This window comes from Vibrio alfacsensis, assembly GCF_019670485.1.
GTDB lineage: Bacteria > Pseudomonadota > Gammaproteobacteria > Enterobacterales > Vibrionaceae > Vibrio > Vibrio alfacsensis.
The window spans coordinates 3,098,160-3,115,523 of record NZ_AP024165.1 but is presented as its reverse complement, the minus strand read 5'-3'; the positions used below and the strand labels follow the sequence as shown (position 1 = coordinate 3,115,523).

Sequence of the window (17,364 nt, the reverse complement as noted above, 5' to 3'; positions counted from 1 at the left end):
CTCTATAAGTAAGGAATAAAGGTAAGGAAATGACTCAGCAAATTGATCGCTATGCCGTGTTTGGTAACCCTATCGGACACAGTAAGTCGCCATTCATTCACACCTTGTTTGCTCGTCAAACCAATCAGTCTTTGGTGTACACCGCAGAAAGTGCACCTGTTGATGGCTTTATTGACGCAGCTAAAGTGTTTTTTGCTGAAGGTGGCAAGGGGTGCAACATTACCATGCCATTTAAAGAAGACGCTTATCAATTTGCTAGCCGTCTGACTGAGCGTGCTCAGTTGGCGGGCGCAGTCAACACTCTCAAGAAGTTAGATGATGGTGAAATCATTGGTGATAACACTGATGGCGCAGGTTTAGTGCAAGATCTGCTTCAACACCAAGTTGTATTGGAAGGGGCGCGAATCTTAATTATTGGTGCCGGTGGTGCAGCACGTGGAGTGATTAAACCACTCCTCGATCAAAAGCCGACTTCCTTAACCATTACCAACCGTACCTTTAGTAAGGCACAGGAGCTTGCAGAGCTGTTTGTCTCTCACGGTCCTATCGTCGCCAAAGAGATGGAAAGTATTGATGAAGAGTATGATGTCATCATTAACTCCACTTCTGCTTCTCTTAGTGGAGAACTGCCTGCTATTTCATCCTCTATCTTTGCTGTTAATAGTACGAGCTATGACATGATTTATGGCAAAGGGGGGACGAGCTTTAACTTATGGGCAAAAGAAAATGGTGCTGCTCAAGCGTATGATGGTCTCGGTATGTTAGTGGGGCAGGCAGCGGAAAGCTTTATGCTATGGCGTGGTTTACGACCTGGCGCAAAACAAATTCTTAGAGAACTAAGAAAGAACCTTGAAGGTCAATAATCAATGAATCAATCTATCCTATTCCCTGACATGCAGTCTTGGGATGAAGCATCGCAATCGGTAAATTTTGCTGCGCAGCAATCTGGTGCGTTGATTGAGTGCTATGTCACTAAACAAAAGTTAGAAAAGCTCAGTGGTTCACTGATTGAAACTGAGCAAGCGGCAATTAAAGTGTTTACTGATTACCGATTCGATCTAGAAGAAATCGCCGAAGAGCTAATAGAAGATGAAGCCTTCGATGAAGAAGGCCATATCATCATTGATTAGTTTACTATTGCTAACCAACTATATTATTCGTCGTTGATGTCTTTTACTTCATTTATGTAGTCATTTTTGTTCTGTACGTAGTTATTGGCAGATTTTTGTAAGAAAGCTCGTTCTTTCTCTGATAAAAGGCGAGCTTGTTTTACTGGACTACCAACATATAAGTAACCACTCTCTAGTACTTTTCCCGGTGGAACTAAACTGCCAGCGCCAATCATTACTTCTGACTCTACAATAACATTATCCAACACTATCGCGCCCATACCCACTAACACGCGATCGTGAATCTCGCAGCCGTGAAGCATCACCTTATGTCCAATAGTTACGTCATTGCCAATAATGAGCGGGTAGCCGTTTGGATTCTCTGTATTCTTATGGGTGACGTGGAGAACACTACCATCTTGGATATTTGTCCGTTCGCCAATGTGGATATGATTCACGTCACCACGAGCTGCGACCAATGGCCAGATACTAGAATCATCACCAATTCGGATATCACCGACTAAAACAGAGGTTGAGTCGACATATACACGTTTGCCCAACTGAGGACGTATACCTTTATAGCTTCTAATTGAACTCATCTTTACTCCTTATAAAGCGTTAATAACGGTAATATCTGATGAGAAGAGTAGCAAAAATGCACCTTTTAGAATAAAAAACATTCAAACGATAAAAAAATCAAAAAAAACGTAAAAAAGGGCTTGCCAATGTGATCGCAATCTCTATAATGCCACCTCGCTGACACGGCAACGCTCCGAAAGGAACGCAAGCCAAGTTAGCAAGCCAATTAGCCAAGTGGAAACGCTTGAAAGAAAGTTTAAAAAAAGTGGTTGACACTAAACTTTATCTCGCTAAAATGGCCGTCCGATTTGAGCAAAGCTCAATAGGAAAGCTCTTTAACAATATAGACCTATCAATCTGTGTGGGCACTCGTTGATGATAATCCAATTAGATACCTCGGTATCAAATTAGGTTTCAATGAACTGAGTGACCAAACGAGTCGAAAGACTTGGCACAGTCAATTCATTATCGTTCTGTTGGAACGATAATAGCTTTAAAATTACTTCTTACTTTTGAGTAAGAGCAGTTTTGAAGTCAGTATTCATTGAGCCGAACAAAATCTTAAATTGAAGAGTTTGATCATGGCTCAGATTGAACGCTGGCGGCAGGCCTAACACATGCAAGTCGAGCGGCAGCGACAACATTGAATCTTCGGAGGATTTGTTGGGCGGCGAGCGGCGGACGGGTGAGTAATGCCTAGGAAATTGCCCTGATGTGGGGGATAACCATTGGAAACGATGGCTAATACCGCATGATGCCTACGGGCCAAAGAGGGGGACCTTCGGGCCTCTCGCGTCAGGATATGCCTAGGTGGGATTAGCTAGTTGGTGAGGTAAGGGCTCACCAAGGCGACGATCCCTAGCTGGTCTGAGAGGATGATCAGCCACACTGGAACTGAGACACGGTCCAGACTCCTACGGGAGGCAGCAGTGGGGAATATTGCACAATGGGCGCAAGCCTGATGCAGCCATGCCGCGTGTGTGAAGAAGGCCTTCGGGTTGTAAAGCACTTTCAGTAGGGAGGAAGGTTCATGCGTTAATAGCGTATGGATTTGACGTTACCTACAGAAGAAGCACCGGCTAACTCCGTGCCAGCAGCCGCGGTAATACGGAGGGTGCGAGCGTTAATCGGAATTACTGGGCGTAAAGCGCATGCAGGTGGTTTGCTAAGTCAGATGTGAAAGCCCGGGGCTCAACCTCGGAATTGCATTTGAAACTGGCAGACTAGAGTACTGTAGAGGGGGGTAGAATTTCAGGTGTAGCGGTGAAATGCGTAGAGATCTGAAGGAATACCGGTGGCGAAGGCGGCCCCCTGGACAGATACTGACACTCAGATGCGAAAGCGTGGGGAGCAAACAGGATTAGATACCCTGGTAGTCCACGCCGTAAACGATGTCTACTTGGAGGTTGTGGCCTTGAGCCGTGGCTTTCGGAGCTAACGCGTTAAGTAGACCGCCTGGGGAGTACGGTCGCAAGATTAAAACTCAAATGAATTGACGGGGGCCCGCACAAGCGGTGGAGCATGTGGTTTAATTCGATGCAACGCGAAGAACCTTACCTACTCTTGACATCCAGAGAAGCCAGCAGAGATGCAGGTGTGCCTTCGGGAACTCTGAGACAGGTGCTGCATGGCTGTCGTCAGCTCGTGTTGTGAAATGTTGGGTTAAGTCCCGCAACGAGCGCAACCCTTATCCTTGTTTGCCAGCGAGTAATGTCGGGAACTCCAGGGAGACTGCCGGTGATAAACCGGAGGAAGGTGGGGACGACGTCAAGTCATCATGGCCCTTACGAGTAGGGCTACACACGTGCTACAATGGCGCATACAGAGGGCAGCCAACTTGCGAAAGTGAGCGAATCCCAAAAAGTGCGTCGTAGTCCGGATTGGAGTCTGCAACTCGACTCCATGAAGTCGGAATCGCTAGTAATCGTGGATCAGAATGCCACGGTGAATACGTTCCCGGGCCTTGTACACACCGCCCGTCACACCATGGGAGTGGGCTGCAAAAGAAGTAGGTAGTTTAACCTTTCGGGGAGGACGCTTACCACTTTGTGGTTCATGACTGGGGTGAAGTCGTAACAAGGTAGCGCTAGGGGAACCTGGCGCTGGATCACCTCCTTATACGATGATTACTCACGATGAGTGTCCACACAGATTGATACGGTTTATAAAGTAAAAGAGACGAAGATATCCCAATATCTTCAATCCAGTGTCCCGTTCGTCTAGAGGCCTAGGACACCGCCCTTTCACGGCGGTAACAGGGGTTCGACTCCCCTACGGGATACCATTGGGTCGTTAGCTCAGTTGGTAGAGCAGTTGACTTTTAATCAATTGGTCGCAGGTTCGAATCCTGCACGACCCACCATTCTTCTCCACGAAGCATGGCTCTTTATTTTCACTTTTAGAAAGTGAAGGCAAAGGGAAACTTATGTGGGCGATTAGCTCAGTTGGGAGAGCACCTGCCTTACAAGCAGGGGGTCACTGGTTCGAGCCCGGTATCGCCCACCATTCTCTAAGTATTTTTGGATAGGAAAGTCCAAACCACTTCAGTAAAACGGATGTGGTTGGAATTATCGACTCTGAAAGTCTTTAGAAAATGTACTTCCTTGTGAAGAAACATAGCTCTTTAACAATTTGGAAAGCTGACAAAACAAATCTTGTCTTAAATAGATAAGCGTTTGTTTGTAAAGTTCTCAAAGTATTCATTTCGATGAATACACAAAAACACATTCAAGTGTTCTTGGGTTTTGCGAAAGCAAAACATATTTGAGTCCGGCAAAATCGATAGCTATCTCGCTCATTTAAATAATGAGATAGCAACTTTGGTTGTTTAAACAACAAACTCAAGATTTCTTCTGAAACTCTTTGGGGTTGTATGGTTAAGTGACTAAGCGTACACGGTGGATGCCTTGGCAGTCAGAGGCGATGAAAGACGTAGTAACTTGCGATAAGCCCAGATTAGGTAGTAACAACCATTTGAGTCTGGGATTTCTGAATGGGGAAACCCACTAGCACAAGCTAGTATCATTAACTGAATTCATAGGTTAATGAGGCGAACCGGGGGAACTGAAACATCTAAGTACCCCGAGGAAAAGAAATCAACCGAGATTCCGAAAGTAGCGGCGAGCGAAATTGGACTAGCCCTTAAGCTTTATATGCGTTAGACGAACGGTCTGGAAAGTCCGGCGATACAGGGTGATAGCCCCGTAGTCGACAACGCACATTCAGTGAAATCGAGTAGGGCGGGACACGTGATATCCTGTCTGAATATGGGGGGACCATCCTCCAAGGCTAAATACTACTGACTGACCGATAGTGAACCAGTACCGTGAGGGAAAGGCGAAAAGAACCCCTGTGAGGGGAGTGAAATAGAACCTGAAACCGTGTACGTACAAGCAGTAGGAGCAGGCATTACGTCCTGTGACTGCGTACCTTTTGTATAATGGGTCAGCGACTTATATTCAGTGGCAAGGTTAACCATCTAGGGGAGCCGTAGGGAAACCGAGTCTTAACTGGGCGTTCAGTCTCTGGATATAGACCCGAAACCAGGTGATCTAGCCATGGGCAGGTTGAAGATTGAGTAACATCAATTGGAGGACCGAACCGACTAATGTTGAAAAATTAGCGGATGACTTGTGGCTAGGGGTGAAAGGCCAATCAAACCTGGAGATAGCTGGTTCTCCCCGAAAGCTATTTAGGTAGCGCCTCGGACGAATACTACTGGGGGTAGAGCACTGTTAAGGCTAGGGGGTCATCCCGACTTACCAACCCTTTGCAAACTCCGAATACCAGTAAGTACTATCCGGGAGACACACGGCGGGTGCTAACGTCCGTCGTGGAGAGGGAAACAACCCAGACCGCCAGCTAAGGTCCCAAATTATTACTAAGTGGGAAACGATGTGGGAAGGCTCAGACAGCCAGGATGTTGGCTTAGAAGCAGCCATCATTTAAAGAAAGCGTAATAGCTCACTGGTCGAGTCGGCCTGCGCGGAAGATGTAACGGGGCTAAGTAATAAACCGAAGCTGCGGCAATGAAGTTTACTTCATTGGGTAGGGGAGCGTTCTGTAAGCCGTTGAAGGTGTGTTGTAAAGCATGCTGGAGGTATCAGAAGTGCGAATGCTGACATGAGTAACGATAAAGGGGGTGAAAAACCTCCTCGCCGGAAGACCAAGGGTTCCTGTCCAACGTTAATCGGGGCAGGGTAAGTCGACCCCTAAGGCGAGGCCGAAAGGCGTAGTCGATGGGAAACGGGTTAATATTCCCGTACTTCTTACAATTGCGATGGGGGGACGGAGAAGGCTAGGTGGGCCTGGCGACGGTTGTCCAGGTTCAAGTGCGTAGGCTTAAGAGTTAGGTAAATCCGGCTCTTTCTAAGGCTGAGACACGACGTCGAGCTACTACGGTAGTGAAGTCATTGATGCCATGCTTCCAGGAAAAGCCTCTAAGCTTCAGATTGTAAGGAATCGTACCCCAAACCGACACAGGTGGTCGGGTAGAGAATACCAAGGCGCTTGAGAGAACTCGGGTGAAGGAACTAGGCAAAATGGTACCGTAACTTCGGGAGAAGGTACGCTCTTGATGGTGAAGTCCCTTGCGGATGGAGCTGACGAGAGTCGCAGATACCAGGTGGCTGCAACTGTTTATTAAAAACACAGCACTGTGCAAAATCGTAAGATGACGTATACGGTGTGACGCCTGCCCGGTGCCGGAAGGTTAATTGATGGGGTTAGACTTCGGTCGAAGCTCTTGATCGAAGCCCCGGTAAACGGCGGCCGTAACTATAACGGTCCTAAGGTAGCGAAATTCCTTGTCGGGTAAGTTCCGACCTGCACGAATGGCGTAATGATGGCCACGCTGTCTCCACCCGAGACTCAGTGAAATTGAAATCGCTGTGAAGATGCAGTGTACCCGCGGCTAGACGGAAAGACCCCGTGAACCTTTACTACAGCTTGGCACTGAACATTGACCCTACATGTGTAGGATAGGTGGGAGGCTTTGAAGCAGGTACGCTAGTATCTGTGGAGCCGTCCTTGAAATACCACCCTTGTAGTGTTGATGTTCTAACGTCGACCCCTTATCGGGGTTGCGGACAGTGCCTGGTGGGTAGTTTGACTGGGGCGGTCTCCTCCCAAAGAGTAACGGAGGAGCACGAAGGTGGGCTAATCACGGTTGGACATCGTGAGGTTAGTGCAATGGCATAAGCCCGCTTGACTGCGAGAATGACAATTCGAGCAGGTGCGAAAGCAGGTCATAGTGATCCGGTGGTTCTGAATGGAAGGGCCATCGCTCAACGGATAAAAGGTACTCCGGGGATAACAGGCTGATACCGCCCAAGAGTTCATATCGACGGCGGTGTTTGGCACCTCGATGTCGGCTCATCACATCCTGGGGCTGAAGTCGGTCCCAAGGGTATGGCTGTTCGCCATTTAAAGTGGTACGCGAGCTGGGTTTAGAACGTCGTGAGACAGTTCGGTCCCTATCTGCCGTGGGCGTTGGAGAATTGAAAGGGGCTGCTCCTAGTACGAGAGGACCGGAGTGGACGAACCTCTGGTGTTCGGGTTGTGTCGCCAGACGCATTGCCCGGTAGCTAAGTTCGGAATCGATAACCGCTGAAAGCATCTAAGCGGGAAGCGAGCCTTGAGATGAGTTCTCCCTGATACTTTAAGTATCCTAAAGGGTTGTCGGAGACTACGACGTTGATAGGTCAGGTGTGTAAGTGCTGTGAGGCATTGAGCTAACTGATACTAATTGCCCGTGAGGCTTAACCATACAACACCCAAAGGGTTTTGATGGACTCAAAGCAAGAACAAGACTTGATTGTGTAGAGAACACAAAAACAGCTTTCCAAACTTTTTGTTTTCCCTTTTTTCGAAAAAGCGAAAGTAAAAAGACAGAATTTGCTTGGCGACCATAGCATTTTGGACCCACCTGATTTCCATTCCGAACTCAGAAGTGAAACGAAATAGCGCCGATGGTAGTGTGGGGTTTCCCCATGTGAGAGTAGGACATCGCCAGGCTTTAATTTTAAGGTAAACGCGTTGAACGGCGATTACCGGATAGAGAGAAATCTCCGTCACCGTGTGGAGCGGTAGTTCAGTTGGTTAGAATACCGGCCTGTCACGCCGGGGGTCGCGGGTTCGAGTCCCGTCCGCTCCGCCATTTATTCAGACGAAGCCCTAGCAGAAATGCTGGGGCTTTTTCGTATATGCATAAACTTGGTCTTCGACCAACGAGTCCCGCTTGAACGCAAGCCCGGCCGCCCCGCCATTTATTCAGACAAAGCCCTAGTAGCAATGCTAGGGTTTTGTCGTATATTCTATATTTCTCTAGTACTCCTAAAAATAAGTAATCATAGTGCTAACAGAAATCAGTAGCTTAAAATTTTCTCTTCTGTTAGCCTCATATGAGCTTGTGTTCACTTTTCTCGTTAACACATTTGTTGAAACGGTGTTTATTTGCCCTACGTGACACCTGTAACTTTTAAAATATACCCAAATTCCGAGTGAGGGCGTTTGCTAAATTCTAAGATTTCATCGTCACTATAGCCTCAGATTTGATTACAATGTCGCCATTAACTTTTCTGGGGGAACTATGGGACAACTATCCATTTTGGGGTTTATTGCATTAGGTGGCGCATTTGGTGCATGTTCTCGTTACTTAATTTCTGAACTTTGTGTGATGCTACTTGGTCGTGGCTTTCCGTACGGTACCCTCACTGTGAACGTGGTTGGTTCATTTATTATGGGGCTGCTGATTGCGGCGTTTGAAAGTGAGATACTTGCAACTGATCCTTGGCGCCAAATCATTGGATTAGGCTTTCTTGGTGCACTAACAACATTCTCCACGTTCTCGATGGATAATGTTCTTTTGATGCAACAAGGCGCTTTCTTCAAAATGGGTCTGAACGTTTTATTGAATGTTGTACTAAGCATCTCAGCTGCATGGATTGGCTTTCAGTTATTGATGCGTAGTTAGTCAAATTTTGAACAACTCGGCTTGGTTTAACCAAGCCGTTTTTATATACTGATTTCACTTGTCGGAGTGCCATAAGGCTGAGACCGTTAATTCGGGATCCGTTGAACCTGATCAGATTAGAATCTGCGAAGGGAACAAGAGAAGATATCTACACCAGAGTTCTATCTGGTCGACCTATCAAATAGTCGAATGTTGTTATAGACGAAGAGCATCCGCTCAACTTGTCCTCAATTCGATTCCTCTTGTCGCATCTATCCGCCAAGCATTTTTATCCCAATACTTTTTATCTAAGCATAACAAAGCAAGGAAAAATGCTATGTCGAGTCGCAAGCAAGCGAGACTGGAAGCAAAACAGTTCATTGATACACTCTCGGTACAACCGTACCCAAATTCAAGAAAAGTCTACGTAGAGGGTTCACGTCCTGATATTCGTGTGCCAATGCGTGAAATATCACTCGCTGATAGCCTTATTGGGGGCACAAAAGAAGCGCCTATTTTCGAGCCTAATGAGCCAGTACGCGTTTACGATACCTCGGGTGTATACACAGATCAAAATCACACCATAGACATTTACAATGGCTTACCTAAGCTGAGAGAAGAGTGGATTGAAGAGCGTGCCGATACTGAGCTACTTGATGAAGTAAGCTCGGTATACACCAAAGAGCGCCTAGAAGATGAAACGCTAGACGATCTTCGTTACGGAAATTTACCACGTATTCGACGTGCCAAAGATGGGCAGTGCGTGACTCAATTGCACTATGCTCGCCAAGGTATAATCACCCCAGAAATGGAATACATCGCCCTACGTGAAAATATGGGGCGTGCTCAATACCGCGATGAAGTGCTGAATCAACAACATCCGGGTCAAAGCTTCGGAGCGAATCTTCCAAAAGACATTACCGCCGAGTTTGTGCGTAAAGAAGTCGCCGAAGGTCGCGCTATTATCCCTTCTAATATCAACCACCCAGAATCCGAACCAATGATCATTGGACGTAACTTTTTGGTCAAAGTGAACGCCAACATTGGTAACTCATCGGTCACTTCTTCGATTGAAGAAGAAGTAGAGAAGTTAGTATGGGCAACGCGCTGGGGTGGAGATACCGTTATGGATCTCTCTACTGGACGTAATATTCACGAAACTCGCGAGTGGATTCTACGTAACAGTCCGGTTCCGATAGGTACCGTACCAATGTATCAAGCGCTTGAGAAAGTGAATGGTGTTGCTGAAAACCTTAACTGGGAAGTGATGCGTGATACCCTGATCGAGCAAGCAGAGCAGGGCGTTGACTACTTCACTATCCATGCCGGTTTACTACTTCGTTATGTGCCAATGACTGCAAAACGCGTTACTGGCATTGTCTCTCGTGGTGGTTCTATCATCGCGAAATGGTGTTTAGCGCATCACCAAGAAAGCTTCTTATATACTCACTTCCGAGAGATCTGTGAAATCTGTGCTAAGTATGATGTGGCACTTTCTCTCGGTGATGGTCTGCGTCCTGGCTCGGTTGCCGATGCTAACGACGAAGCGCAATTTGCAGAGCTTCGTACTCTTGGAGAATTGACCAAGATAGCGTGGGAATACGACGTACAGGTGATTATCGAAGGTCCTGGTCATGTTCCAATGCATATGATCAAAGAGAACATGGAAGAGCAGCTAGAGCACTGCCATGAAGCTCCTTTCTACACCCTTGGTCCATTGACGACAGACGTCGCTCCTGGTTACGACCATATTACTTCAGGCATCGGCGCTGCCATGATTGGTTGGTATGGCTGTGCGATGCTTTGCTACGTAACTCCTAAAGAGCATCTTGGTTTACCAAACAAAGAAGACGTGAAAGTAGGCATGATCACGTACAAGCTTGCTGCGCACGCCGCGGATTTGGCTAAGGGACACCCTGGCGCTCAAGTTCGTGATAACGCACTTTCTAAAGCTCGCTTCGAGTTCCGTTGGGAAGACCAGTTTAACTTGTCACTCGACCCAGATACCGCACGCGCTTTCCATGATGAAACCTTGCCTCAAGAGTCTGGAAAAGTTGCTCACTTCTGCTCGATGTGCGGACCAAAGTTCTGCTCCATGAAGATTTCGCAAGAGGTACGAGAGTACGCGAAAGACACTGAGCAAGTTGCTGCGGACCAAGCTATATCGATCAAAATGCTGGATGATCCTCTTGAGGGGATGCGTCAGAAATCGCAAGAGTTTAGAGATACAGGTTCTGAGCTATACCACCCAGCAGCACATGCCGAGGTAAGTGACTAATGAGCAAAATCCTTATTCCGTCATCATTGATTGAACTGACAGGTTTAGTTCAGCAATGTTTGCTGTTGGCGAAAGAACAGGGTTTTAGCATCGAAGACATTGAGTTGGGTGTGAGCCCAACTCAATCTATTCAGCTTGTTCGCGACCAACAGACCACACGCATAACGGCAGATCTTATTGATGGTTATGACTCTGATCATGAGAGTTCATTTGTGCTCTATTACCGCTCTGCTTTATCGGTAGATGCGTGTGCTAAGCAACCGTCGAAAGCGATTTATATTGGCATTGCTGATACGCAGGTATCCGATGAAAAGGAGAAAGTGCTTCAGCTTGATATCTGGCGTCACCCAATTAACAACGAAGTGAGAGCGCTTTCCGTTAAGTCCAAATTCAACGCAATGTTCGATCCCGAACATCACCTTGCTTGGACAGTAACGCTGACAGTACTCGATTTTCCTATCGAAGATGCGTTAACACTTGCTCGAGGAATGCTAACTCAACAAGCGAATGTTTCACGTGAAACACTGTTGAATGACAACCTTGACGAGGGAAGATCTACTCAGTGGGCTGACCAATTCTATGATTTCCCCACGCCTGTACTGGAGGATAACCGACTAGGTATTCAAGTTGGTTGGTCTGCACAATGCGAGAGCGTTAGCTTTCCAACTCTAACTAAGCAAAGTCTAGGGCTCTATCCAGTCGTTGATGATGTTGCGTGGATTGAGCGTCTACTGCCACTAGGCATCAACACTATTCAACTGCGAATCAAGAACCCACAACAAGCCGATTTAGAACAACAGATCATTCGAGCAATTGAGCTAGGTCGTCAGTATCAAGCACAAGTGTTCATCAATGACTATTGGCAGTTGGCAATCAAGCATGCTGCTTATGGCATTCACCTAGGACAAGAAGACATAGAAGAATCGAATTTGGCTCAGTTAACTAAAGCCGGCATTCGTCTTGGTCTTTCTACGCATGGTTATTATGAACTACTGCGCATCGTACAAATTCATCCTAGCTACATCGCGCTAGGGCATATTTTCCCAACCACCACAAAACAGATGCCATCGAAACCACAAGGTTTGGTGCGCTTGGAACTGTATCAAAAGCTGATTGATAGCATTCCTTACGGAAACACAGAGTTGGCTTTCCTTCCTGCAAAAGACAAAGCAGGTAGTGACTATGTGCTTGGCTTTCCGACGGTCGCGATTGGTGGCATTGACCAATCTAATGCAGACGAAGTTTGGCAAACAGGTGTTTCTAGCTTAGCAGTAGTGCGTGCTATTACGTTGGCAGAATCACCTCAGTCCGTCATCGAGTTTTTCGCACAACTGATGAAGGAAAGACAGCTAACGTTTACTGAACAGAATAATGAATTGGTGCATAACAAGAGAGGCGAGCATGCTCACGGATAAGCAGTTTCTTCGCTATCAACGTCAAGTCGCTCTGCCTGAAATTGCCGAAATTGGGCAAGAGCGTTTGAGCAAATCGCATGTTCTGATCATCGGTTGTGGTGGATTGGGGAGCGCAGCGAGTTTGTACTTGGCATCAGCGGGCGTTGGTAAATTGGTTGTGGTTGATGATGATGAAGTTGATAGCAGTAACCTACAACGCCAGATCATTTATCGTGAACAAGACCTCCAAGTTGCGAAAACAGAAGCAACTGCAAAGCAACTGACTGACCTTAATTCTATGGTTCAAATTCGTGCTCTCAATAAGCGATTGGACAAAGCACAGCTGCAGCTTGAGGTGATGCTGGCGGATGTGGTGTTGGACTGCACCGATAACATGCCAACGCGCCAGCTCATTAACCAAGTTTGTTTCGAACAAAATACGCCGCTCATCTCGGCGGCAGCAATTGGTTGGCAAGGGCAATTCGCTGTCTTTGATTACCAAACACCAAGTGAACAAGAAGCGCAGAGTAAAGCCTGTTACCGCTGTTTGTATCCGTTCGACGAATTACCACAAACTCAAAAGTGCAGTGACAGCGGTGTCGTCGGTCCGGTGGTGGGCACACTTGGCAACTACCAAGCGATAGCGGCAATTCAAAGGCTATCGACAGGAATGTTTCACGTGAAACCATTTCAATTGCATCTATTTGATGGGCTCCGAATGCAGTGGCAAACCATGAAAATACAAAAAGATAAGCAATGCCAAGTTTGCGCTTAGTGATAGGTCGCATACATTTTTACCTAATATCGAAGAATATGAGAGTCGCAAGCAATGACATCATCGTTACAACAATCAACTACACCAGAGTTTGCTGCTGATACAGGTGTGATAACCATTGCTATTAACGAGCAATCACACCAAGTTGCAACTGGTTCGAATCTACAGCAAATCATCAGTCAATTTGAACTTCCTGAAATGAGCTGTGTTTTTGCAATCAACAATAATGTTGTGCCTCGCAGTGAGTGGGCGAGCACAGTTCTTTCACAAGGAGATAGCATCTCTTTGTTTCAAGCGATCGCAGGGGGTTAAAGTCGATGCTTAAAATTGGTGATAAACAATTCGAATCTAGACTGTTCACAGGAACAGGGAAGTTTGCCAACAGCCGATTAATGGCAGAAGCGATTCAAGTATCGGGTTCTCAACTTGCGACTATGGCGTTGAAGCGTGTGGATGTGAACGACCAACAAGACGATATTTTGCTGCCGTTAGTACAAGCGGGAGTGAACTTATTGCCGAACACCTCAGGTGCAAAGAATGCTAAAGATGCTGTGTTTGCTGCACAACTGGCGCGAGAAGCGTTGGGTACTAACTGGCTAAAACTGGAAATTCATCCAGACCCGAAGTACTTGATGCCCGATCCTATTGAGACACTAGCAGCCGCTGAGCAACTGGTTCGTGAAGGCTTCATTGTGCTTCCTTATTGTCATGCTGACCCAGTTCTGTGTAAACGATTGGAAGAAGTAGGCTGTGCTGCGGTCATGCCATTAGGTGCTCCGATCGGTTCTAACAAAGGGATAGTTTCCCACGATTTTCTAGAGATCATTATCGACCAAGCTAATGTTCCTGTTGTTGTCGATGCGGGTATCGGTGCTCCTTCACATGCCGCGCGTGCGATGGAAATGGGCGCGGATGCCGTTCTCGTTAATACCGCGATTGCGGCTTCGAGCGATCCCGTTGCGATGGCGAGGGCATTTAAGTTGGCGGTAGAGTCGGGGCGTATGGCTTATGAAGCCGGACTTGCAGGTAAGGTTTCTCATGCGGTTGCGTCGAGTCCACTGACGTCATTCCTAGATGAGCTTTAGTCCTAGATTGGTTTAGCTAATAAGCGAGGAAAACATGAGCTTCGTTGAACAATTTAAGCAGCTTAATTGGGATGACATTTCGATGTCGATCTATGCGAAAACGGCACAAGATGTTGAGCGAGCATTGAATAAACCCAAGCGTGATTTGGAAGACTTTAAAGCGCTAATTTCACCAGCGGCTGAAGCGTACTTAGAACAAATGGCGCAGCTGTCATACTCGGCAACTCGTAAGCGTTTTGGTAATACCATGTCGCTTTATATTCCATTGTACCTTTCTAACTTGTGCGCCAATGCTTGTACTTATTGTGGCTTCTCAATGGAGAATAGAATCAAGCGTCGTACCTTGAATAGGGACGAAGTGGCTGCAGAAGTCGAAGCAATTAAACGCATGAAGTTTGATAGCGTATTGCTGGTGACTGGCGAACACGAAACCAAAGTCGGCATGAAATACTTTCGCGAAATGGTGCCGATGATTAAGCAACGCTTTAACTATTTAGCGATGGAAGTTCAGCCGCTAGATCAAGATGAATACGCAGAGCTCAAGACATTGGGTTTGGATGCGGTGATGGTCTATCAAGAAACGTATCATCCTTCGACTTACGCCGAGCACCATTTGCGGGGCAATAAGATGGATTTCGAATACCGATTGGATACACCCGATCGCCTTGCAAAAGCGGGCATCGATAAGATCGGTATTGGCGCTTTGATAGGATTGGAAGAGTGGCGTACAGATTGCTTTTATGTGGCAGCGCACTTGGACTATCTTGAGCGCACGTATTGGCAGACTCGTTACTCAATTTCCTTCCCGCGTTTGCGTCCTTGTGAGGGGGCCAGTTCTTTAAACGGAAAGCAGCCAAAATCAGTCATGACGGATAAGCAGCTTGTTCAGCTGATTTGCGCTTATCGTTTGTTGAATCCAGAAGTGGAGTTGTCATTATCGACTCGTGAATCACCGAAGTTCAGAGACAATGCATTACCGTTAGGTATCACCAGTATGTCTGCTGCATCGAAAACTCAGCCGGGTGGTTATGCGATAGATGATGTTGAACTCGAGCAGTTTGAGATCAGTGATGAGCGAAGTGCTGGTTCTGTGGAAGAGATGATTCGAGCCAAAGGTTTTGACCCTGTATGGCGAGATTGGCACTCAGCGTATTCCGGTTAAGTAATAAATAAAGCCACTAGTCATCGTTATGTTTCACGTGAAACATAAGTAAAAAAGAGGGTTGATGCAAAACATCAACCCTCTACTTTTTCTAGCTTCTAGCTTCTAGCTTCTAGCTTCTAGCTTCTAGCTGTGTGCTACTGGTAGCGTTGCTTGACGAAGCCACTCTTTCACATCACCTTCAACTAGCGGGCTGATCTCATCCCATACCTTCTGATGGTAGTCATTCAGCCAAGCAAGCTCTGGACGAGTTAGCATATCAACGTTGATGTTGCGCTTGTCGATTGGGCAGCGTGTTAGCGACTCAAATGACAGAACAGGGAAGTCACCGTTAGTTGGAGTTTCAACAACAAGCTCTAGGTTCTCGATACGGATACCAAACGCATCTGCACGGTAGTAACCCGGCTCGTTGGATAGCACCATACCTTCTGTTAGAGGCACGTCGATTTGCTTCTTAGAAATGCTCGCCGGACCTTCATGAACACTTAGGAAGTGACCAACACCGTGACCAGTACCGTGATCGTAATCGTAGCCTTCCGCCCATAGGTGTTGACGAGCTAGCGTATCGATTTGGTAACCACGTGTGCCTTTCGGGAAACGTGCACGAGCAACACCGATGTGACCTTTTAGTGCGAGAGTGAATTGTTTAATCATCTCTTGTGAAGGCTGACCGATCGCAATTGTACGCGTGATGTCTGTTGTGCCATCTAGGTACTGACCGCCTGAATCCACTAGGTAAAGCGTGTTCAGTTCTAGCTTGCCAGGTTCAGGTTGGTTCTCGTGGTTGTAGTGACACATCGCCGCGTTGCCACCTGCTGCCGAAATAGTATCGAAGCTAAGATCCATCAGTGTTGGGTCTTCGCTACGGAACGCTTCCAGTTTGTCAGCCAATGTTGCTTCATTATGCAGGTTACCCGCAACAACTTCTGCATCTAACCAAGATAGGAACTTGCTCATCGCCACGCCATCGCGGATATGACATGCTTTCATCCCTGCGATTTCAACCGCGTTCTTCGCCGCTTTTGGCATTAGGCATGGGTCGGCTTTACTCACCACTGATGCGCCAGCATTTTGTAGAACCAACTTAAACCATGCGTTACTTGTCGCAGGGTCAACCAGTACATTCTTGCCAGTTAGAGTTTCTAGTCGTGCTTGTAACGCTTCTGGGTGATGAACTGTTACGCCAGAACCCACGTGAGCGTCAAACTCAGCAGGTTGGCGAGCTGGATCTAGGAAGTATTCCACGCTTGAGTCTGAATGCAGAATCGCGTGAGAAAGCAGAACTGGTAGACGTGATACATCTAGACCACGAACGTTAAGCAGCCAACAGATAGAGTCAAGTGCTGTGATCACTGCGCTGTCTGCGCCGGCTTTTTTCACGAGCTCTGCGATTTCTTGGCGCTTACTTTCACTTGATTGACCAACCGCTTCTGTTGCCATGAGGCGAACATCAGAAACCACAGGAGCTGGTCGATCATGCCATAGCTCATCAATTGGGTTGCTGTCGAGTATCTTAAGCTCAAGTGCACCAGCCAGTTTCGCTTGTGCCATGTCCAGCCAAGCAGAGTTGTGCATGCGAGGGTCGATGGCCACAGATGCGCCATTTGTAAGATGGTCTTTAATCCAATCTAGTGCAGGCTCTTCAATCAGGTGGCGGTATTCGAATAGATCAGCAGGAACCTGCTTAGTGACTTGTACTGTGTAGCGACCATCAACAAAGATAGCGGCTTTGTCTTTGGTGATTACTGCAGCGCCAGCAGAACCGGTAAAACCAGTTAGCCAATGTAAACGCTCGTTGTGCGCTGGTACGTATTCGCCCAAGTACTCGTCTTCATGTGGGACAAGTAGGGCGTCAATATTATGTTGTGCTAGCCATTCGCGAATTGCATTCACGCGGCTTTGGGTATCGTTGTGCATCTGTGTTATTCCTTCAAATTACCGCTCCTTCATGCTCAGGTGTGGGAGCTGTTTCCATCTGCTTCATGCAGTTTACGAATCTATTGAGGTTCGCAATCACGTCAATAGAGTCG

11 protein-coding genes, 4 tRNA genes, 3 rRNA genes and 1 riboswitch are annotated in these 17,364 nt (G+C 47.0%); of the genes, 16 read left to right on the top strand and 2 right to left on the bottom strand.

The features are described 5' to 3' along the window. Positions 1 to 29 precede the first annotated feature (29 nt). Complete coding sequence (aroE, locus tag VA249_RS14405) at positions 30 to 863, top strand: shikimate dehydrogenase (RefSeq protein WP_221068371.1); 834 nt, start codon at positions 30 to 32, stop codon at positions 861 to 863. Positions 864 to 866: 3 nt separating this feature from the next. Continuing rightward, entirely contained in the window at positions 867 to 1,130 is a 264-nt protein-coding gene (locus VA249_RS14400; RefSeq protein ID WP_009708001.1) for a DUF1488 family protein, read from the top strand. A gap of 23 nt (positions 1,131 to 1,153) precedes the next feature. Here VA249_RS14400 and VA249_RS14395 read toward each other — a convergent pair whose 3' ends face one another. Further along, positions 1,154 to 1,708, bottom strand: a complete 555-nt coding sequence (locus VA249_RS14395; protein WP_221068370.1) for a gamma carbonic anhydrase family protein — start codon at positions 1,706 to 1,708, stop codon at positions 1,154 to 1,156. A 543-nt stretch (positions 1,709 to 2,251) separates the two neighbouring features. On the opposite strand from VA249_RS14395, the gene VA249_RS14390 reads away from it, so the two are divergent. The 14 genes from VA249_RS14390 (at position 2,252) to thiH (ending at position 15,334) form a co-directional block, all read left to right on the top strand. Continuing rightward, positions 2,252 to 3,806: ribosomal RNA gene (locus VA249_RS14390) — 16S ribosomal RNA — on the top strand. A 90-nt stretch (positions 3,807 to 3,896) separates the two neighbouring features. Further along, positions 3,897 to 3,972, top strand: a tRNA-Glu gene (locus VA249_RS14385). Between the two features lie 2 nt (positions 3,973 to 3,974). Further along, a tRNA-Lys gene (locus VA249_RS14380) sits at positions 3,975 to 4,050 on the top strand. Between the two features lie 67 nt (positions 4,051 to 4,117). Then, positions 4,118 to 4,193: transfer RNA gene (locus VA249_RS14375), tRNA-Val, on the top strand. A gap of 369 nt (positions 4,194 to 4,562) precedes the next feature. Next, a 23S ribosomal RNA gene (locus tag VA249_RS14370) occupies positions 4,563 to 7,455 on the top strand. A 131-nt stretch (positions 7,456 to 7,586) separates the two neighbouring features. Further along, positions 7,587 to 7,703, top strand: a 5S ribosomal RNA gene (gene rrf, locus VA249_RS14365). Together the 16S, 23S and 5S rRNA genes with 4 tRNA genes alongside form the textbook arrangement of a ribosomal RNA operon. 65 nt (positions 7,704 to 7,768) lie before the next feature. Beyond that, positions 7,769 to 7,845 (top strand) — tRNA-Asp (locus tag VA249_RS14360). Between the two features lie 432 nt (positions 7,846 to 8,277). Then, a complete protein-coding gene (gene crcB / locus VA249_RS14355; RefSeq protein ID WP_221068369.1) occupies positions 8,278 to 8,661 on the top strand; it encodes a fluoride efflux transporter CrcB in 384 nt (127 codons plus the stop codon). 52 nt (positions 8,662 to 8,713) lie between these two features. Continuing rightward, a riboswitch (TPP riboswitch) is annotated at positions 8,714 to 8,812 on the top strand. Positions 8,813 to 8,977: 165 nt separating this feature from the next. Then, on the top strand, positions 8,978 to 10,918 hold the full coding sequence (thiC, locus tag VA249_RS14350) for a phosphomethylpyrimidine synthase ThiC (protein WP_221068368.1): 1,941 nt from the start codon (positions 8,978 to 8,980) through the stop codon (positions 10,916 to 10,918). Continuing rightward, entirely contained in the window at positions 10,918 to 12,333 is a 1,416-nt protein-coding gene (locus tag VA249_RS14345; protein ID WP_221068367.1) for a thiamine phosphate synthase, read from the top strand. Before thiC ends, VA249_RS14345 begins: the two co-directional genes overlap by 1 nt. Beyond that, on the top strand, positions 12,320 to 13,087 hold the full coding sequence (locus tag VA249_RS14340) for a HesA/MoeB/ThiF family protein (RefSeq protein WP_221068366.1): 768 nt from the start codon (positions 12,320 to 12,322) through the stop codon (positions 13,085 to 13,087). Before VA249_RS14345 ends, VA249_RS14340 begins: the two co-directional genes overlap by 14 nt. Before the next feature lie 54 nt (positions 13,088 to 13,141). After that, complete coding sequence (gene thiS, locus VA249_RS14335) at positions 13,142 to 13,399, top strand: sulfur carrier protein ThiS (RefSeq protein WP_221068365.1); 258 nt, start codon at positions 13,142 to 13,144, stop codon at positions 13,397 to 13,399. A gap of 5 nt (positions 13,400 to 13,404) precedes the next feature. Continuing rightward, entirely contained in the window at positions 13,405 to 14,172 is a 768-nt protein-coding gene (locus tag VA249_RS14330) for a thiazole synthase (protein WP_009703039.1), read from the top strand. A 34-nt stretch (positions 14,173 to 14,206) separates the two neighbouring features. Then, the gene (thiH, locus tag VA249_RS14325) at positions 14,207 to 15,334 is read left to right on the top strand and encodes a 2-iminoacetate synthase ThiH (RefSeq protein WP_221068364.1); all 1,128 of its coding nucleotides are present in this window, start codon (positions 14,207 to 14,209) and stop codon (positions 15,332 to 15,334) included. A 126-nt stretch (positions 15,335 to 15,460) separates the two neighbouring features. On the opposite strand, the gene VA249_RS14320 is transcribed toward thiH, so the two are convergent. Next, the gene (locus VA249_RS14320) at positions 15,461 to 17,251 is read right to left on the bottom strand and encodes an aminopeptidase P family protein (RefSeq protein WP_221068363.1); all 1,791 of its coding nucleotides are present in this window, start codon (positions 17,249 to 17,251) and stop codon (positions 15,461 to 15,463) included. Positions 17,252 to 17,364: the final 113 nt, after the last annotated feature.